The sequence below is a fragment of the Aminobacter aminovorans genome (assembly GCF_900445235.1).
Classification (GTDB): domain Bacteria; phylum Pseudomonadota; class Alphaproteobacteria; order Rhizobiales; family Rhizobiaceae; genus Aminobacter; species Aminobacter aminovorans.
Map to the genome: position 1 here is coordinate 227,395 of NZ_UFSM01000003.1, position 17,856 is coordinate 245,250.

The 17,856-nt window shown below is 58.9% G+C and carries 17 protein-coding genes and 1 pseudogene; 5 read left to right on the top strand and 13 right to left on the bottom strand.

The window, feature by feature from the left end; translation table 11 throughout:
• Positions 1 to 110: 110 nt before the first annotated feature.
• Positions 111 to 1,220 carry a 4-hydroxyphenylpyruvate dioxygenase gene (gene hppD, locus DY201_RS27515; RefSeq protein ID WP_115734501.1) on the top strand — a complete coding sequence of 370 codons (1,110 nt, stop codon included), beginning with the start codon at positions 111 to 113 and terminating at the stop codon, positions 1,218 to 1,220.
• Between the two features lie 160 nt (positions 1,221 to 1,380).
• Positions 1,381 to 1,818: a DUF1127 domain-containing protein gene (locus DY201_RS27520; RefSeq protein WP_115734502.1), complete on the top strand. Its 438-nt coding sequence runs from the start codon at positions 1,381 to 1,383 to the stop codon at positions 1,816 to 1,818.
• 170 nt (positions 1,819 to 1,988) lie between these two features.
• On the opposite strand, the gene DY201_RS27525 is transcribed toward DY201_RS27520, so the two are convergent.
• A complete protein-coding gene (locus DY201_RS27525; protein ID WP_115734503.1) occupies positions 1,989 to 2,984 on the bottom strand; it encodes a glycosyltransferase family 2 protein in 996 nt (331 codons plus the stop codon).
• Between the two features lie 184 nt (positions 2,985 to 3,168).
• Between DY201_RS27525 and DY201_RS27530 the strand changes: the two genes are divergently transcribed.
• Both DY201_RS27530 and DY201_RS27535 read left to right on the top strand, forming a co-directional pair.
• Positions 3,169 to 4,122 (top strand): class I SAM-dependent methyltransferase, encoded by a 954-nt coding sequence (locus tag DY201_RS27530; RefSeq protein WP_131922421.1) that lies wholly within the window; start codon positions 3,169 to 3,171, stop codon positions 4,120 to 4,122.
• A 49-nt stretch (positions 4,123 to 4,171) separates the two neighbouring features.
• The gene (locus DY201_RS27535; protein WP_165916028.1) at positions 4,172 to 5,551 is read left to right on the top strand and encodes a class I SAM-dependent methyltransferase; all 1,380 of its coding nucleotides are present in this window, start codon (positions 4,172 to 4,174) and stop codon (positions 5,549 to 5,551) included.
• Positions 5,552 to 5,647: 96 nt separating this feature from the next.
• Here DY201_RS27535 and DY201_RS27540 read toward each other — a convergent pair whose 3' ends face one another.
• The 12 genes and pseudogenes from DY201_RS27540 to DY201_RS27595 all read right to left on the bottom strand — a co-directional run bounded on the left by DY201_RS27540 (position 5,648) and on the right by DY201_RS27595 (position 16,997).
• On the bottom strand, positions 5,648 to 6,301 hold the full coding sequence (locus DY201_RS27540; protein ID WP_115734506.1) for a class I SAM-dependent methyltransferase: 654 nt from the start codon (positions 6,299 to 6,301) through the stop codon (positions 5,648 to 5,650).
• A gap of 1,149 nt (positions 6,302 to 7,450) precedes the next feature.
• A pseudogene (locus DY201_RS29900) lies at positions 7,451 to 7,834 on the bottom strand (DNA cytosine methyltransferase).
• A 432-nt stretch (positions 7,835 to 8,266) separates the two neighbouring features.
• Positions 8,267 to 8,530, bottom strand: a complete 264-nt coding sequence (locus tag DY201_RS27555) for a hypothetical protein (protein WP_115734536.1) — start codon at positions 8,528 to 8,530, stop codon at positions 8,267 to 8,269.
• A 7-nt stretch (positions 8,531 to 8,537) separates the two neighbouring features.
• A complete protein-coding gene (locus DY201_RS27560; protein WP_115734537.1) occupies positions 8,538 to 9,236 on the bottom strand; it encodes a hypothetical protein in 699 nt (232 codons plus the stop codon).
• A gap of 61 nt (positions 9,237 to 9,297) precedes the next feature.
• Positions 9,298 to 10,695, bottom strand: a complete 1,398-nt coding sequence (locus tag DY201_RS27565; protein ID WP_115734509.1) for an APC family permease — start codon at positions 10,693 to 10,695, stop codon at positions 9,298 to 9,300.
• A gap of 10 nt (positions 10,696 to 10,705) precedes the next feature.
• A complete protein-coding gene (locus DY201_RS27570; protein WP_115734510.1) occupies positions 10,706 to 10,873 on the bottom strand; it encodes a hypothetical protein in 168 nt (55 codons plus the stop codon).
• 11 nt (positions 10,874 to 10,884) lie between these two features.
• Positions 10,885 to 11,268, bottom strand: coding sequence for a hypothetical protein (locus DY201_RS27575; protein ID WP_115734511.1), 384 nt, complete (start codon positions 11,266 to 11,268; stop codon positions 10,885 to 10,887).
• Positions 11,269 to 11,279: 11 nt separating this feature from the next.
• The gene (locus tag DY201_RS27580; RefSeq protein WP_115734512.1) at positions 11,280 to 11,597 is read right to left on the bottom strand and encodes a hypothetical protein; all 318 of its coding nucleotides are present in this window, start codon (positions 11,595 to 11,597) and stop codon (positions 11,280 to 11,282) included.
• A 315-nt stretch (positions 11,598 to 11,912) separates the two neighbouring features.
• Positions 11,913 to 12,125 (bottom strand): hypothetical protein, encoded by a 213-nt coding sequence (locus DY201_RS28860; protein ID WP_131922418.1) that lies wholly within the window; start codon positions 12,123 to 12,125, stop codon positions 11,913 to 11,915.
• 108 nt (positions 12,126 to 12,233) lie between these two features.
• Positions 12,234 to 12,881 carry a LuxR C-terminal-related transcriptional regulator gene (locus tag DY201_RS27585; protein ID WP_115734513.1) on the bottom strand — a complete coding sequence of 216 codons (648 nt, stop codon included), beginning with the start codon at positions 12,879 to 12,881 and terminating at the stop codon, positions 12,234 to 12,236.
• 77 nt (positions 12,882 to 12,958) lie between these two features.
• Positions 12,959 to 14,263 (bottom strand): serine hydroxymethyltransferase, encoded by a 1,305-nt coding sequence (glyA, locus tag DY201_RS27590; RefSeq protein WP_115734514.1) that lies wholly within the window; start codon positions 14,261 to 14,263, stop codon positions 12,959 to 12,961.
• A 40-nt stretch (positions 14,264 to 14,303) separates the two neighbouring features.
• The gene (locus DY201_RS27595; protein ID WP_115734515.1) at positions 14,304 to 16,997 is read right to left on the bottom strand and encodes a phosphoenolpyruvate carboxylase; all 2,694 of its coding nucleotides are present in this window, start codon (positions 16,995 to 16,997) and stop codon (positions 14,304 to 14,306) included.
• Between the two features lie 376 nt (positions 16,998 to 17,373).
• Here DY201_RS27595 and DY201_RS27600 point away from each other — a divergent pair, with 376 nt between their 5' ends.
• Complete coding sequence (locus DY201_RS27600; RefSeq protein WP_165916027.1) at positions 17,374 to 17,754, top strand: BRA0787 family protein; 381 nt, start codon at positions 17,374 to 17,376, stop codon at positions 17,752 to 17,754.
• Positions 17,755 to 17,856 lie beyond the last annotated feature (102 nt).

Genomic DNA, 17,856 nt, shown 5'->3' on the forward strand with positions numbered 1-17,856 from the left:
CATCCATGCACGCCTTACGCATAAAACGACCCATACGAGGCCAGAATGCAAGCACATTGCATCGAATGGGGAGCACAATATGCACTACCGAGTTTTGAGGAGGAATTTCGATGGGTCCGTTCCCGCACGATGCGCCGCCGGCCAAGATCAGCGCCGACAACCCCGCAGGTACCGACGGTTTCGAATTCGTCGAATTCGCCCATCCCGAACCCGAGAAGCTGGAAGAGCTTTTCACCCGCATGGGTTATGAGCCGGTCGCGCGCCACAAGACGAAGAAGATCACCGTCTGGCGCCAGGGCGACATCAATTACATCATCAACGCCGAGCCCGGCAGCCACGCCATGCGCTTCGTCGACGAGCACGGCCCGTGCGCGGCTTCGATGGCGTGGCGCGTTGTCGATGCCAAGCAAGCTTTCGACCACGCCGTGTCGAAGGGTGCCACGCCCTACACCGGCACTGACAAGGCGCTCGACGTGCCTGCCATCGTCGGCATCGGCGGCTCGCTGCTCTATTTTGTCGACAAATACGGCGCCAAGGGCTCAGCCTACGCGGCGGAATTCGACTGGCTCGGCGAGGCCGATCCGAAACCCGCAGGTGTCGGCTTCTATTTCCTCGACCACCTGACCCACAATGTCTATCGCGGCAACATGGACAAGTGGTGGGACTTCTACCGCGAGCTTTTCGGCTTCAAGCAGATCCACTTCTTCAACATCGACGGCCGCATCACCGGCCTGGTCAGCCGCGCCATCACCTCGCCCTGCGGCAAGATCCGCATCCCGCTGAACGAGTCCAAGGACGACACCAGCCAGATCGAGGAATATCTCAGGAAGTACAAGGGCGAAGGCATCCAGCACATCGCCGTCGGCAGCGACGACATCTATGCCTCCACCGACAGGATCGCCGACAAGGGCCTGAAGTTCATGCCCGGCCCGCCCGACACCTATTACGAAATGTCGCGCAGCCGCGTGCATGGCCATGACGAGCCGCTCGACAAGATGAAGAAGCACGGCATCCTGATCGACGGCGAAGGCGTGATCGACGGCGGCATGACCAAGATCCTGCTGCAGATCTTCTCCAAGACCGTGATCGGGCCGATCTTCTTCGAGTTCATCCAGCGCAAGGGCGACGAGGGCTTCGGCGAAGGCAACTTCCGCGCCCTGTTCGAATCCATCGAGGAAGACCAGATCCGCCGCGGCGTGATCTCCCAATCTGCCGCCTGACCGGCAGCTTCAAACAGGCCTCTGTTGGGGCGGGTTGCACGCAGGGCAACCCGCCTTCTTTTTTTGCCGCCAGCTTGATCCAGCGCAAGGAACACTGCCGCCCCGCCTGCAACAGTTGCAAAGCGTGAGGGTGTCTCGTGACATGTGAGAGATAGCAGCAATGAACACGATACCGCAGTCTTACGAGCTCTGGCGATCAGTCGTGCTCCGCTTTAAAGATTGGCGCCAGCGGCGTGCCGCGGTGTTGGAGATCAGCCAACTCGGCAATGACGGCGAACGCATGCTGGCAGAGTGCGGGCTATCGCGGTCGGATTTCAGGCGGGCCATGCGTCTTGCCTTCGCCTCAAAGATCCTGCTGCCCGAGGCCATCAAGTCCAAGGGCATCGACGCAGAGATTTTCGAGAACCGCTACCCGGAATGGAACCGCGACATGCGCCGGACCTGCATGATGTGCCCGGCACGACGCATCTGCAGCGACCGGCTGGAAGCACAAGATTTCGAGGCATCCTATCAGGATTTCTGCCCCAACGCCGACAATCTCGACGCCTTGGCCGGCGTGGCGATTGCTGGTTGGCGAGCAAAAAATTTCACCGTCTAAGCAATTCGCGAGAGTCTGTCCTGGTGCGTGCAAATACGCGAAAGAATGCAGTCCGGACGGCAACAAAGACTTCAATCAGCAGCCTAGTGAACTGCGGCTAACTTTGAAAAACCGCAGCGAATTGCATAAAGCGTAACCGCGCGGTAACCGGAGGAAAAGGTCCTACCTCCTCACTTGCGACAGGATGCTGCATATCTCAGCAAGTGCCGAGCGATATTTGTGAAGCGTCCACGATAAGTCAGGTTGATGAGCGGAGCGACTCGGCGAATTCGCTTTCGAGGGCGACGAGGAAGCTCCGATGCGATCTCTTGGATGTCAGCCCAAGTGCGCTCCATGCGCGGCACATCCCCTAGGCGGGAGCCGCCAATGAAGTCTTGTATGGTTGAGCGAAAGAATCTAGGCGCAATAAGATCCCTGAGCCAGTGCGTATGCAGGCGAGGTTCGTTTGGAAACATCCCTTTTAGCTTGCGATAATAAATCATTCGAGAGACGGCCATTTTCATGCTGTACGACGTAGAGGAGCTGTGAATACGCCACCTTGTCACTGGTTGATCAATGTAAGTGCTTCGGTAGCCTCCACGGAAAATCCTAAGAAAGAGGTCGTCGTCCTCATATCCCGACAATTGCTCGTCAAAACAGCCCGCTTCAAGGATAACCTTTCGATCGATAAGTGAAGCACCGGGTAGGATAAACATGTCCTGCCCAATGCACTGTTCCAGTGTCGTTCTGGGATGTTTGGTTGAAAAGATATCCAGGCAACCGTGGGCAACCATTTGCCCAGTCACATCGACGTGGTCAAGATTCCCATACACCAGCGCAAGCCGATCCGTAGGGGATGCCCTCTCAAGCGGCCGCTTGAGGATAGCAAGGTGCTCGGGATACCACGCATCGTCCTGGTCCAGAAGTGCGATGTGGCTGCTCTGGCAGTTCTGAATTGCAAGGTTACGAGCGGACGATTGCCCTCCATTTGCTTTGCGAAGCAGGACCACTGGACGAGTTTTGGCTAGTTCCTCAACGACAGCGGCACCATTGTCTGTGGAGCCGTCATCCACGACAATGATCTCGTCTGGCGGCTCAGACTGAGCGAAAACGCTTTCCAGTGCTTCACGGATGAATGCCGCACCGTTAAATAGTGGGATTACCGCCGCAACTGTAATGACTGGCATGAGCCCCCCTTTACCGGCAAATCTTTATAATGGCGGCAGACGACTATCAAGCACTGCAAAACTGCGTCCACGGCCTCGACAACTGGTACTGCATTCGGCCACATGCGAGCATTCGTATTAATAGCGATCTTGTGGGTGGTTGATGAACGCTCTCAGCTCTACCCCTGCCACGCAGGCGGTCCATATGATTGATGCACTTTGGTGCGATGCGCATGGTGTCTTTGTTAAAGGCTGGGCCCACGCTTATGGCCGGGCCCCCAATGCGATCCATATTAGAAGCGGGGCATATCGCGCTACAACGAACGCACTCTTCGATCGACCGGATTTGCAGCCGTTTTTCCCCACGCTTGTCTCTACCCTCTGTGGATTCGCCGTCTATCTCCCCTGCAGCCCGTTTCGACCGGTAACACTCGAAGTCGAGACTATCGACGGCACCGTAGAGTTCGACGTTACTGAGCTGGGTCCAGAGCATCCAATCAACGCATATTCTGCAGATGGTGAGTACCCAATCGACGCGTTCGCATCAGAAATGAAGAGGATTGGCGGCACGGTACTCGAAATCGGTGCTCGGGTCGTAGGTCCATCGTCAACTTTGAACGCAGGTAAATTTGAGCCAGAATGCAAATTCATCGGTTTGGACATTCACGAGGCTCCCGGTGTTGATATCGTTGAGGACGCTCATTTTCTGAGTGACTCGATTGCTCCCGGAACCATTGATGGAGTCTTCTCAGAGGCGGTAATCGAACACCTGGCTTGTCCCTGGCTGCTTGCGGCACAAATCAACAAGGTTCTCAAACTCGGTGGGCTGACGTTACACGCGGTACCGCACTCGTTCCCGATCCACGAGACGCCCAACGACTTCTGGCGGATGTCCAGTGAAGGTCTGAAGGTGCTCTTCTCGCCGGCGGTGGGCTTCGAGGTGATCGAAGTGGGGATGGCCGATCCGGTCAGGATGTTCATTCACCCATCAAAGAGGGTTGGCCCAATGCTCGAGTTCCCTCTCCACAACGGAATGGCATCGTCATGGATATTAGCTCGAAAGACGTTTGATTTGCCGCACGGAACGGTCACGTGGCCACTTCAACGGGATGAATCACTGAGTCAAAGCAAAGCCTATCCACCTCATAAGCAGGATTGAGCGACTTGCAGGCCTGGTTCAATGACATTGTTTCGCAAGGGACTGAATTTTGACTACCAACATTGTCGATTTTTGCGATGACCAAAGCCGGCAATCTTCATTTTTCTGCCCGGTATGCGGAAGCTCCAACAATAAGTCATGCGTGCTCACAGCAAAGAATACGCAGCCGACATTGGACGCAAATTCGACGCTTTATCTTTATCGTTGCGATTCCTGCCGATCTCTAGTTTATCACCCCTACCCCAGTATCGATTACACTCAGCATACATCTTCCGAACTCAGTATCCGCGACTATGTTGAGTTCAACGCTGCGATTGATCTCATTTCCAAGAATATCTTGAAAGTCATACCTGACGACGGCCGCCCAGGCAGACTTTTGGATATCGGATGCGGCTTTGGATTTGGTCTAGACTCTGTTCGAAGCATGCTGGCTTGGCAAGTAAAAGGCTTCGAACCGTCGCGCTATGGAGACCAAGGCCGAGAACAATTAGGCCTCGATATCATCAATGATTTTGCAACCCCGAATCTCAACCAGGAACAACTTTTTGATATTGTGCACTGCTCAGAAGTTGTCGAGCATGTACACGACCCACATGAATTCATTGCCATCCTCAAGTCCTATCTCACTGAAGACGGCGTCCTAATCCTGACGACACCAGATGCAGACCGCATCCACAGCCGAACCAATCCCAGTTCCCTGCTGGCTCTGCTCTCGCCTGGCGCACACACCATTATCTTTAGCGCCGAAGCGCTGATGGAGGCCCTAAAAAAGGCTGGGTTGCACTACGTCCAGGTAGATACAAGCGCACCAAGCATGTTGATGTATGCGTCAAGGTCGCCGCTGAAATTTCAAGGGCGTTCGGCTGACCATCTCGCAATGCTTGTCCACCGGTATTTACAAGAAGCTCTCGGAAAAGCGCGCCCCGGTTCTTCGCTCGAAATTGGGCTACGCTATCGCCTTTTCCGGGGCGCTATGGATTCCGGAGACTACGCGCTCGCTGAAAGAGCGTTTGCACCCATTCTGGCGGTTGCGGACCCCTCCCTAGGCGACATAGCGACGTTAGATGACTTTGCCACTCGCTGGCCGCTCTGCATCGCCGCCTCTACATACTATCGAGGAATGTTGCTGTTGATCCATACTGGCGACTACGTTGGCGCCGCAAGCTTCTTTCGTTCGGCGTTTCGCCTGTGTCGCAAGAAGATAGAGCTGTCACCGGCGACAGCAGTCGTGGAGTCAGACTTAATCTGGCGGGCTGTTTACCACGAAGCGCTCGCGCTAAAGTACTTGGGGAACAACCTTCGTTCTCTCGCACTGTTAGCCAGTTTCGTCGATTTCCAGCACACTCTTCAACCGCCCGTACCGGAAGACTTGCAACAGGCGGTGACAGCATTGCGCGACGACCTTGGCGCTGAGTTCCAAATGCTCTGAGCCGTTTGCTGCGGCTGCCGGGAGTTGCGGCTTGCCGCCTAAACCCAAGGTCGACGGCGCACATATTGATAAGGCTTGGACTCGCTTAGCTACGGCCTAAAATCCACCCGTCATGATTGCTTGACGCCTGCCTTGACGTCTTTTCTCAAACACGACGACGCTATCATATATAGTCATGGAGTCAGTGGACCGCGTGAACTCACTGACCGGGATAACCCCGCGCGCATGCATCGCGTTGATGTCGTCGATACGCTCTTTTATCAATTCGATGAAGCTGCCCTGCCGTCGCAGGCCGCCGCCGTACTCTTCCCAGTAACAAGTGTGCAGATCTTCGACCAAGTACAATCCATTTACATCAATACGCGGATATAGATGCTCAAACGTCGCAATCATATCGCTCATGACGTGGCTTCCATCATCTAGAGCGATATCGATCTTTGGGTGGCGCCTCATAATTTCGTCGAGGATTGCTGTATCAGCTTGGCTGCCAATGATAATTTCGATCCCTTCGGCTTCATGTTGCTTACACTGCGGATCAATGTCCAGTCCTATTATGGTAGTTCGAGGTCCGAAATAATCTCTCCACATTTGAAGAGAGCCACCGCTGCCTACGCCAATTTCAAGAACTACTGCGTTCTGGCCACGGAACCGCTGAAAATGGCGCTCGTAAATTTCGAAATAGTGCAGCCATTTGTGGGCAATTTTGTCGCCATTGTTTAAGAACCAACGATGCAGATGTCCCTCGCTCATCTTTGTGATCCACTTATTCACATGACTGCCCCATAGCTATTCTGGGACACGCCATTATTCAATACGGACGACGACGCACGGAATCAGAACCAGCCAACACTCGGCGATGCGACGGGAGGGGTGGGCCCGCGTCGCTCGAGTTTCTCGGAAGGGCTGCTAGGTACCCACTTCTCCACGATGCGCTACGCTGCGCATATACGTCGCTTTCCGCAACGGCGCAGCCACACGGGCGCACGACCGCACCCGAAAACCTTTCCGCCACAAGACAAGAACGGCTGCGCGGCTAGTCATGAAGCCCCCTGATGCCTAAAATCGCCCATGATGATCACGGGGAGACATTGCGTCGAGATATCCTAGGCAAATCTCAATGACCCACTGAACCGGAGGCAAAGTCGCCTCTAGGTGCTTGGCTCACAACACCGGGTGGTTATCTAGGACCACGCTAAGACCCTAACGTTCCTCGTTGCGGCTGACGTCATGCTTTGACCACGATTCTTAATCGGGAGCGAATGCGTGCGCTTGGGCCGGCATTTGTTTGGCTCCATCGTATCGCGTCGCCTCTTGGCAGGAGCAGTACCGATGGAAACCATCTTTCAGATACCCGGACCTCATCACGCGTCGGCGGAACGATTGCTCACGATACGCGAGGCCGCCGACGTTGTCGGCACTCATTACTAGCAGTTTCAGCAAGCTGTGAAGCGCGGTGACATCCCCAGCTACACACCGTTCAACTCCCGGAAATTGGTCAAGCTTTTCGAAGTCGGGACCTTTATCGACGCCTCGCGACTGGGAGGCAACCTATGAGCACGCCATTCCGCCCCAATTCGAACTATGACGACCCTGTCGAATTTCTTACCCCGCGGCCGGCGGATGCCGTGCCTGCGCCGGCTGTCGCCGGACACGACTGATCCATAAGAGCCGTCCGGGCGAGTGAGTTTGCTTCGGCGGCTCGATGGAAGAAGCGACGCTCTTATGGATACCCATGAGCAAGACGCGATGATGCTTCTGCGGTGCACCATAGTCGGCCGCGTTCATCCTAACCACGATACCCTGTACGTGCCGTCAGGCTCCTTCGCGCGAAGGCGATCGAGTTGGTCCGCCGTGTCCTCACCCGCGTCCTGCACGAGATCAGGTTCAGTCAGAGACAATCTAACCCAGTTCAGGTGATCGGCGAATTTGGGGCGCAGTAGGCCGCGCACATTCTCGAAAACCCATCGGACCAATCTGGCGCACACCGCGCACGGCTTCAGGCCACATGTCCCTGACATCTTCGTCGCCACGATGCAAACCGCCGATGGAGAAAGGCTGACATGGCGGCCCGTCGGCAACGAACTCCGCCTTCCCCTTAAACCTTGACCAGTCGACTACGCGGACGTCGTCTGAATGGACCTGTCAATGATCGAGATGCTCGATGCGACTGTCGATGTTGTGTCGTATATTGGCAACTGAGTGCTTATCGCGTTCGACAAGGAGCAGATGCTCGACGCCTGCCCGAGCGAGGCCCAGGGCAAGCCCCCCACAACCACTGAACATCTCGGCACTACGCACACTATTCCCCCTTCAATGCGAAGAGTCGCTAGGTCCCAACGATGAGGAATCAAGAACTGACAACGATAGGTTTCGCTGCTCTACGTGCGATGCGGCAGTGTCCAGGCGTCAACGGACAGCCGTCGTCACCGATGTTGGCGACTTGACCGCTGGGTCTGAAAGTTCAGTCAACAGCCCTTGGAATACCTCACGGAGGACGGCATCGAGCTTGCCGCAATAGAAGCCCGATTTCACGCGGGTCCGATCTAAGTACGTGTAACCCGCCGGTAACCCGGACCTCGATATCCTATTCTCAATTGGGACCAAGCTGCCCCCAGAAACGACGAAGGCCGCGGTGAACGGCGGCCATTTTCGTGGGACATTTGGAGCGGGTTATGCGATTCGGACGCTCTACCCCAACCTTGGCAAGCTGAAAAGTCAGACCTTCGGAGCCATGACGCTGCGTATCCGCGCCCGGCGATAGGCATCAGGTATCGACAACGCCCAGACGAACAGGCCGCCGGCATGGCGACCAAGGAAAGATGTTTCCGGCGTCGTGGTGACGTAGGACAGTACGGAAAACAAAACGACAAAGAAGGCGAAGGCGAGCCCGCGCGTCGCGTCGCGCACCGCGACGTGGCCGGCACCGGGCAGCACGATCGCCAGGGCCAGCACGACATAAGGATTGATCGGTTTTGTCATGGAACCCTCAAGCCGCTTCATAGACGGGAGCGACGATGTCGACTTCGACCAACAAGGCGCTCAACGTCTCAGCTTCGGCGATGGCCAGCGCCACGAGGTCGGCGGGAACCGCCGTCAACGGAAAACGCACCTGCCTCAGCACCTTATGTGCACCCGGCTCGCCCTGCGCGGCCTGGCGGATGATACGCGTGCCACGGGGCGTGATGACGGCTTCCTTGACCTTCGGGTCGGCAAACAGGCTTCGGAGCAGCGCCGAAACCCGCTCGATCTGCCATGCCGTCGCACGACCATCGCCGCGCATCAACAGCGAGGCGTCGGTCTCGGGTGGTGACATCCATTCCGACATGTCGTGGACAAGCGAATAATATTCAGCGCCTGTCGGACGGGCGAGTGCGCCGATTGTCGGTCTCATGTATTCCCTGGTTTCGCTGAGCGTCACCCTGAGCCAAAGCTGGGGCAGCCTTCGCGTGACCATAGTGTCGGCAATGAGCTCGATCTTGGCCCGGCGGCCATCGCCGATCTGACCGACGAGAACCGGAAACTGGTCTGGTCCGAACGTAATCTGCGAATTCTGGAGCAGCCCGGCAGCGTCGTCGAGCAGTCCTCTGCGCTCGGCGAGAGCATCGCGATGCTCGCGGACCGCGCGCGTACCGATCCAGCCGCAGGAAACTGCGATGAAGGCGGAAAAGGCAAGCGTGGTGAGCATCTGCGGCGCCTTGTTTTTGCGAAAATGGCGGCGCGGTGTCCGCGCCGCCATAGCTAGCTTGTCAGTAACCCTGCGGCTTCGGCCAAGGCATGGTGAACTGGTCACCGCGGCGTACGAACTGGTAGCGCCGGAAGTGGAACCAGAGCGATGCCACGATGTAGAAGCACATCATCGCGCTGAGCTGCGTGCCGTAGCCGAGGAACACCGCGAAGTAGGCCGTCGAGCACAGGATCAACAGCACGATCGTCGGCAGAGGGTGGAACGGATGCACGTAACCGCGCTTGATCGTGTCGAGCGGCCACTTGTTGCGGAACATCACCATGTTGAAGGTCATGAAGGTGTAGCCGAGCAGGCCTGACAGGATCGAGAAGGTGACGACCTGGTCGAGCGGCGCGCCGAGCGCGAAGATCAGCGCGATCGGTACCAGGAAGACGATGGCACGGTACGGCGTGCGATAGATCGGATGCACGGCACCGAACCAGCTCGGCAGGTAGCGGTCGCGACCCATCGAGAACCAGGCACGCGAGGCGTCGTTGATGCAGCCGTTTGCCGAAGCGAGCGTGGCGAACGTCGTGCCGACGAACAACAGCACCATCAGTGACGTGCTGCCGGTGACGCGGGCGGCGTCGAACAGCGGCGTGCCGGCCTGGCCGAGATATTCCCATGGGATCAAGCCCGAGCAGACGTACCAGGTCATGGTCGCGGCGATCAGCAGCGTCATGATGCCGGCCATCGTGCCGTAGGGCAGCGAACGCGCCGGCGAGCGCACTTCCTCGGCGGCCTGACAGGTGCCCTCGATGCCGAGATAGTACCAGAGGCCGAAATGAAGCGACGCGACGATGCCGACCCAGCCATAAGGCAGCGGATCGCTTGTGATGGCCGAGAAGTCGAGCGGCACGGTGGAGGCACCGAACTGCACCGCGATGAACAGCGTAATGATCGAGACGAAGGCGACTGCGGTGATGACCAGGTTGAAGGTCAGTGTCGCCAGCACGCCGCGATAGTTCAGCCACGCCAGGAACATGATGGCGAGGATGATGAAGGGCTGCTGGTTGAGGCCGGAATGGCCCTGCATGCCGGCCACCGTGTCGAGCAGGAAGCCGACGGTGATCGCATTGGCCGCTTCCAGCATGGTGTAGGCCATGACCAGGAACAGGCCGACATTGAAGGCCATCAGCGGGCCGACGATGTGCTTGGCCTGGGCATACTGGCCACCTGCAGCGGCAACCGTCGAGGTCACCTCGGAGTCGATCATGGCGACGCAGGTGTAGAGCAGGCCAGCCACCCAGCAGGCGATCAGGCCGGCGATCATGCCGCCTTTGCCGACCGAGAAGTTCCAACCCATATATTCGCCGACAAGCACGATGCCGACGCCGAGCGCCCAGATATGGGCGGGGCCGAGCACGCGCAGCAGCTGAAGCCGTTCGGGCTCTGCGGCGGTTGAAGTCACATTTGCCATCGTCGTCCCCTCAGATCTCGTGGCGTTCTGCGGTCGCCTCGATCTCGCCTTCGCGAGAGGAGATCAGCAGTTCGTTGTCGTAGGTGGTATCGATGCGGACGAGATCGATGAGCATCAGGACGCCAAACAGCGCCGAGAGCGCCCATGCGGCGTATTCCAGATAATTCCAGGTATCCATTGTCGCCTCCCCTAGCGCTTCTTGTCGCCGAAGCGCTCTTCGATGACTTCGCGGTACTCCCGGTCGGACAAGCGGACGACCATGACGAAATAGCCGATGACCAGCACGGCCATGACGATCAGTGCTGCCCAACTGAAGCTGTAGTCGAAGCGCGCGGTGATGATGTCATTGGCGGCTGCCGGATCGGTGATGCCAAGGGCCGCCCATTGCTGCTGCTCGGCGGCGTTCTGGCCGAGCGCCTCCCACGTCGGATTGGCGATCGGGTTAGGCACTTTGACAGCGCCCGCCAGGCCCAGATAGAGCGGAATGTAAAGGGCGCCGATGGTCAGCACGAGCAAGGTCAAGACGTCGAATATCTGGCCGGCGAGGCTCTGTTTCGGAGGTTTGTAAGCCATTGTTGCGCTCCTCAGCCGCGGCGACGCCGCATCTCGTCGAGATGCTTGATGTCGAGGCCATAGATGAAGTGTTTGTCTTCGACGTAGTGGCGCAACATGGCGACGATGGCCGCGGTATTGAGCGCCAGCACGAGGGCACAGGCGATTGACAGTATGATCCGGATGGCCGGGATGGAAATGTAGGACCAGACGCTGAACAGGGCAAACAACATGGTGCACCAGAGCACCGCAACGAATATCACGAGACCCGCTCGATCCCTTCTATGCATCTTGTCGATGCGCTGCTCGAGAGTCGCGTCCCCGCGCTGCTGACTTAAAGTCGCTTCCATATTTCCTCCTCCACCACGGCCGTTTTCGGCTTCATTCTGGTTTGCTTCTGCGGGAAATTAATTTCCCCTGAGGAATGTCCGGCAAAGTTAATTTCCTGTCAAGTGACGACCGCGCGCACGTATCGCACTACGACTTTCGTGGAAGTCGAAGAGCATTGAATCGATTGGCTTTTGTTGGCCTGACGCAGTGTCGGAAATTTTACGCCGGAGGTCGCTGCCGGGCGGTCCGCGTTGCCCAAACGGGCGGGAACGGCACTGCACGTTATGTTTTTCTGGATTGAGCGACAGGGGGAGTCGCGCGAGGTGGAGGCAGCCTCAAACGCCAGCGGCGGCAACCGGGATGTGATCCCGTTGCCACAGGTTGTTGCCGTCAATGCAAAGATCAGGCGCCTGATTTTTCGCGATGGAGCCGGTGCGCTCTGCCGTGAATTCGAGCTTCGGCTCGTCGCCCGTTTCTTTGATTTGCCGCACCGAGCGGCAGTGGGATGCCAGGCTTGCCGTGTCGGCACCACCTGCCGGGCAAGACATGTTCCGGCGGAGCCTCTGACACCGCCGACGCTACCTGACCACAACGCAGGCCGGGGCGCCGCTCTGGGAAAGGGGGAGAAAAGCGCGCTCGGACTGCCCTGATCGGCCCTATCGGGAGTTCGGTTGCGGGCCGCGCTTGCGCTCGCTGGCGTACAGCGCAACTGCCATGGCGCGGTTGCGCACGCCCAACTTGTCGTAGAGATTTTTCAGGTGGTACTTGACCGTGTTCTCGGAGATCCCGGTCCGGGTGGCGATCTGCAGATTGGTCCAACCGTCTGCCAGCACCCCGAGCAGTTCAAGTTCGCGCGTCGTCAGCCGCGACAGCGGCGTCTCGTTGATCTTGGCAACATCGATGTAGGGGATGCAGATGCGGCCATTGGCGACCGCAAGCAGCGTGTCGAACAGAATACACGGATCGTCGAACTGGTAGCAGAAACCCTGCACGCCCAGGCGCACACATTGCTTGAGGATGCCGACGTCGTGGTCGTTGGAAAAGATCACCATGCGCGCGGCAAGCTGTCGCCGCTGCAACTCGGTGAGAACCTCGCTGGCATCCATGTCGGACAGCTTCCAGGCAACGATCGCGACATCGAATGCCGGCTCGGCCGAGGCCACCGCCCTGATGAAGGCATCGCCGCTCTGCACACCCTCGACGAATGCAAAACGTTCGTCGCGGCTGATCATGTCGCGCAAAGCCGAAATCACAAGCGGGTTGCGCTCGGCGATCAGGACATTCAGCTTCTTGTGTTGCGCCATCAGCCCGCCATCGACATCATGTCTTGGCGCATTCCAATCGAATTCGCCAAGACATGCCCGCTCTGCAGCGACAGAATTCAGTCGTAGATTCGGAATCGGCTGACCAAATCGTGCGTTTCTTCACGAACGGCAGCCTCGATCTTGGCGTTGCCTTCCTCGCCATTGGCCGCAAGCCCGTCGATGACGGCCATCGTCATGCGGCCGACCTGGCGGAACTCTTCATTGAGGAAGCCACGCGTCGTGCATGCCGGTGTGCCCAGGCGAACGCCTGAGGTGACCATCGGCCCCTGCGGATCGAACGGAATTCCATTCTTGTTGCAGGTGATGTGAGCACGGCCGAGTGCCGCTTCCACGGCCTTTCCGGTGAGGTTCTTGCGGCGCAAATCGACAAGCATTAGATGCGTGTCGGTACCACCGGAGACGATGTCGACACCCCCTTCCTGCAACGTCTCGGCCAACACCTTGGCATTGGAGACGACGTTGGCGGCATAGACCTTGAAATCTGGCGTCAGCGCTTCGCCGAAGGCAACCGCCTTGGCGGCGATGACATGCATCAGCGGGCCGCCCTGGAGGCCGGGGAACACCGCCGAATTGATCTTCTTGCCGATCTCTTCGTCGTTGGAAAGCACCATGCCGCCGCGTGGGCCGCGCAGGGTCTTGTGTGTGGTCGTCGTCACGACGTGGGCGTGTTCGAGCGGATTGGGATGAACGCCACCGGCGACCAGGCCGGCGAAATGCGCCATGTCGACGAACAGCTTGGCGCCGACCTCGTCGGCGATCTCGCGGAATGCCTTGAAGTCGATGATGCGCGGATAAGCAGAACCGCCGGCGAGGATCACTTTCGGCTGGTGCTTCTTGGCGAGATCACGGACCTCATCCATATCGATGCGATGGGTGTCGGTCTTGACGCCATAGGAGACGACATTGAACCACTTCCCCGATTGATTGACCGGCGCGCCATGGGTCAAGTGACCGCCAGCGGCGAGGTTCAGGCCGAGGAACGTATCGCCCGGCTGCATCAGGGCCATGAACACCGACTGGTTTGCCTGGCTGCCGGAGTTGGGCTGCACGTTGGCGAAGCTGCAGTTGAACATCGCCTTGGCGCGTTCGCGCGCCAGATCCTCGACCTCGTCGACATACTGGCAGCCGCCATAGTAGCGGCGGCCCGGATAGCCCTCGGCATATTTGTTGGTCAACACCGAGCCTTGTGCTTCGAGCACCGCCCTGGAGACGATGTTCTCCGAGGCGATCAGCTCGATCTCGTCGCGCTGGCGCTGAAGCTCGCGCCCCATCGCATCGCTGACAGCGGGGTCTGCCTGGGCGACGCCCGTGCGGAAGAAGTTGCGGGCACTGCCGATGCCGGGTCTTGTCGGGATATTCATGGGCTCCTCCTAGCGGCGCCTGAGACGCCTGAAATCTGGGTCATCCGGTCCAGCCGAGACCGGCGGAAATGCAGTTGATCGAAAGCAGAAGCGCATTGACGGCCCGCTTCGGGTTGACGGTCGCGTCGTCCTGGGCGCGCACCTCGCGCAGCAGTTGCACCTGCAGCCGGTGGATCGAGTCCATCTGCGGGCGAATGCGGTCGAAATGGCGCTTGAAGGCCGGAAAGCGCTCGGACAATTTCAAGCCGCCATTGACCTCGGAGATCATCCGCCTAGTCAGCGCATATTCGGCTGAAATCTTGGCGTAGATGCGCTCGCCGACCTCGCGGTCCTGAACCAGCCCGGCATAAAGCTTTCCGATGTCCATGTCGGATTGGTAGAGACCCTTGTCGACCTCATCGATGACCAGCCTGAAGAAGCGCGAGCGCTCGAACATCTGCCTGAGCAGATCCAGGCCGGCATCGCCGCGGACATTGACGAAGGAGTTCAGCGCACTGCCGATGCCGTACCAGTTGGTCAGCAGATGACGGTTCTGGCTCCAGGCAAACACCCAGGGGATGGCACGCAGATCGGAGATGTCGCGGGCGCCGAAGCGGCGGGCCGGACGCGAGCCGATCTTGAGCAGCGCCAGCTCCTCGACCGGGCTCGCCTGATTGAAGTAGTCGATGAAGCCCGGCTCGTTGATCAGCCCCGAATAGGACGCCTGGGACATGCCGGTCAGCGCTTCCAGAGCCTCGCTGAACTCCGGAATGTCCTTGAGTTCGGCCTCGTTCTGCGACTTGACGCTGTGGGCGAAGACGCTCGCGGCGAGGATCTCGAGCTGATAGAGACCAGTGCCGCGATTGGCGAACTTGGACGACACCACCTCGCCCTGCTCGGTGACGCGCATCGCGCCGCCAATGGTCCCCGCTGGCTGCGCGGCGATCGCCCTGCCCGTCGGCGCACCGCCGCGGCTGACCGAACCGCCGCGGCCATGGAAGAAGCTGATCTTGACCTTGCGCTTGATGCCAAGTGCCGTGATGCGCCGCTGGGCCTTGTTGAGCTCCCAGTTGGAGGCAAGGAACCCGCCGTCCTTGTTTGAGTCGGAGTAGCCGAGCATCACTTCCTGGCGGTTGCCGAAGTCACGAACCGACCGGCGAACGATCGAGACGCCGAAGAGCTGATCGAGAATGTCTGGCGCGGCGCGCAGATCGGCGATGGTTTCGAACAGCGGAACGACACGCAGCGCGATGGTGCCGCTGCCATCCATGGCCGTCGCCAGGCCGGAATATTGTGCAAGCAGATAGACGGCGAGCAGATCGTCGCTCGACCGGGTCATCGACAGGATGAAGGCACCGACAGCGCCGCCATTCAAGCCGGCCGAAGCCTTGCGGATGACGTCGAACAGATCGAGCAGCTCCTGCGCTTCCTCCGACAGCGCCAGCCTGTCGACCTCCAGCTGCTCGCCGGAGTTGAGCGCCGCCCTGATGCGCTGCGTCCATTGCGGCGTGTCGGGTGCGGGTGCTGCGGCCGGGTCGGCGAGCTTGAACAGCTCGGCCAGCACACGGTTCACCACCGTCGAATTCTGGCGGATGTCGAGCGAAACGGTACGGAAGCCGAAAGTCTCCACCTGCTGGCGCAGCGGCCGGACAAAGCGTCTGGCAATCAGCTTGCCGCCAAGCTGCCCAAGCACGTTTTCAAGTTCGCGCAGGTCAGCCTTGAAGCCCTCCGAGCGTGTGTAAGGCTTGGCAGAGGCACCACCGCGCATCGCCTCCAGGCGGTCGAGCATGGCGCCGGCGAACTGGCGCAGCGGCTCGTCGGGATTGCGCGCGACGATCTCCGAAGCATTGCCGGAGCGGTGCAGCGCATGCCCCAGCGCCTTGATGAAGGTATCGGGAATGTCGACCACATTGGCGCTGATGCTGAGCACGGTGACCAGCTTGCGCACCTGGCCGATGTACCAGCCGACGACCGCCTGGCGGCATTCGTTGAGCGCATAGGCCGTGATCTTCGCCGTGACGTTCGGATTGCCATCGCGGTCACCACCGATCCACGAGGCGTACCTCATGAAGGACGGCACCTTGATGTCATATTCGGGATAGTGACGGGCCAGCGCTTCCTCGACGCTGTCGTAGAGCTTGGGGGTTGCTTCGAAGATCACTTCGCGGAAAAAATGCAGGCCCCAGGCGATCTCGCGCTCGACCGACGGGCGTTCGAGCCGCAGCTCGCCCGACATCCACAGCAGCTCGATCTCGCTCTTGAGGTCGTCGATCAGTTGCTCGCGTTCGCGCGGCGCCCAGCGCTGCTGCTCGAGCTCGGTCAGCTTGCGGTAGATGCGGCGGTGGATTTCGAGAACCGTGACGCGCTTGGCCTCGGTCGGATGCGCCGTCATCGTCGGCCCGACGCAGAGCTCCTCGAGGGTAGTCTGGATCTGCTCGGCCGGGTAGCCGCCGGCTGCTATTTCGCCCATCACATTGGCAAAAGAGCCGATGACCTCGTCGGCCCCGCCCATCTGTTCGAGTTCGCGGCGAGAGCGCATCGCCAGAAGTTCATTGGCGATGGCAACAAGCTGGAACCAGATGCCGGTGGCCTGCAGCGCGGCAATGCGTTGCCCGCTTTCGAGCGCATCGAGGCTCACGCGGCCGGTAAGAACCTCCGCCATATCGGGCTCGCGTTCGCTGACGACTGAAAGCAGCACCCTGAACAGCAGGCTGCGCACGTCTTCGCGAAAGCTGAGTGGTCTGCTCTCCTCCAAGCGACACCCATTCATCTCGAGTTGTTTCCCCGTGCCGTTTCGTTGAGCCGGCTGTCGGGAAAGATGCAGTTTTCCTAACTGACAGCAGACAGTTTTTGTGCCGGCTTGAAAACGCCCCGTACGGGTAGATTTCCCATTCGTTCGGGTGGTGCCGAAACTGGCCGAACGATGATCTCCATGCCCAGATTGGACTATCGGCCCGGACCGGCGATCAGGATGTTGGCATGGGTTGGTCCAGCACGTTTTGCAGTGGACGCGATTTAACTCATGTGCAAATATGTTGCATATAAGGCAAGTAAGGGAGGCACGTGAAAGTGAGGTCCACTACCCTGATCCGCATCGCCGCAGCACGATCCAATAGAGCTTGAAGAGGAACATGCACATGCAGAAAGTGCTGCCGGAACTTTATGAAGGCCACGCGCCCATTACCCTTCACAACGCTTTCCACGATGCGCTCGAAGCGCTTGAGGAGTGGAAGGAAGGCAATGAAGAGCCTCTCGTAGCCGTAGATGGCTACAACGTCCCCATCAGTCACATCTTCGCGCGAATGAGCGCCTGCACCGACCTCCTGCCGCTGCGCACGCGCGACGTGCTCGAAACCATCGTCGACAAGGGTTCGTTCCGTGCTTCGGGCGGTTCGCTATATGCCGATGGCGCCAAGCTGGTCATGCCGATCTGCGTCGAGCGTCTGACGCTGTCGCTGCTGCGTCCGACAGCCTCATTGATCGAGTTGCGCAAGGCCTGCGTCGAAGCCTGATTGCCGGATGCAGGCTTCTTGCTGCCGCCTCGCGCGGCAGCTTCGCTTTGAAACAAGCGGCTATTTGGTAAAATGCAGGACCTTGATCGCCCCGCTGTCGAC

Excerpts from the sequence above, each read along its gene's own strand:
- DY201_RS27575 (WP_115734511.1), bottom strand. The coding sequence starts at position 11,268 with ATGGCTTACAAACCTCCGAAACAGAGCCTCGCCGGCCAGATATTCGAC.
- DY201_RS27585 (WP_115734513.1), bottom strand. The coding sequence starts at position 12,881 with ATGGCGCAACACAAGAAGCTGAATGTCCTGATCGCCGAGCGCAACCCG.
- hppD (WP_115734501.1), top strand. The coding sequence starts at position 111 with ATGGGTCCGTTCCCGCACGATGCGCCGCCGGCCAAGATCAGCGCCGAC.
- DY201_RS27560 (WP_115734537.1), bottom strand. The coding sequence starts at position 9,236 with ATGCTCACCACGCTTGCCTTTTCCGCCTTCATCGCAGTTTCCTGCGGC.
- DY201_RS27565 (WP_115734509.1), bottom strand. The coding sequence starts at position 10,695 with ATGGCAAATGTGACTTCAACCGCCGCAGAGCCCGAACGGCTTCAGCTG.
- DY201_RS27570 (WP_115734510.1), bottom strand. The coding sequence starts at position 10,873 with ATGGATACCTGGAATTATCTGGAATACGCCGCATGGGCGCTCTCGGCG.
- glyA (WP_115734514.1), bottom strand. The coding sequence starts at position 14,263 with ATGAATATCCCGACAAGACCCGGCATCGGCAGTGCCCGCAACTTCTTC.
- DY201_RS27525 (WP_115734503.1), bottom strand. The coding sequence starts at position 2,984 with ATGCCAGTCATTACAGTTGCGGCGGTAATCCCACTATTTAACGGTGCG.
- DY201_RS27600 (WP_165916027.1), top strand. The coding sequence starts at position 17,374 with ATGCACATGCAGAAAGTGCTGCCGGAACTTTATGAAGGCCACGCGCCC.
- DY201_RS28860 (WP_131922418.1), bottom strand. The coding sequence starts at position 12,125 with ATGTCTTGCCCGGCAGGTGGTGCCGACACGGCAAGCCTGGCATCCCAC.
- DY201_RS27530 (WP_131922421.1), top strand. The coding sequence starts at position 3,169 with ATGATTGATGCACTTTGGTGCGATGCGCATGGTGTCTTTGTTAAAGGC.
- DY201_RS27520 (WP_115734502.1), top strand. The coding sequence starts at position 1,381 with ATGAACACGATACCGCAGTCTTACGAGCTCTGGCGATCAGTCGTGCTC.
- DY201_RS27580 (WP_115734512.1), bottom strand. The coding sequence starts at position 11,597 with ATGGAAGCGACTTTAAGTCAGCAGCGCGGGGACGCGACTCTCGAGCAG.
- DY201_RS27555 (WP_115734536.1), bottom strand. The coding sequence starts at position 8,530 with ATGACAAAACCGATCAATCCTTATGTCGTGCTGGCCCTGGCGATCGTG.
- DY201_RS27540 (WP_115734506.1), bottom strand. The coding sequence starts at position 6,301 with ATGAGCGAGGGACATCTGCATCGTTGGTTCTTAAACAATGGCGACAAA.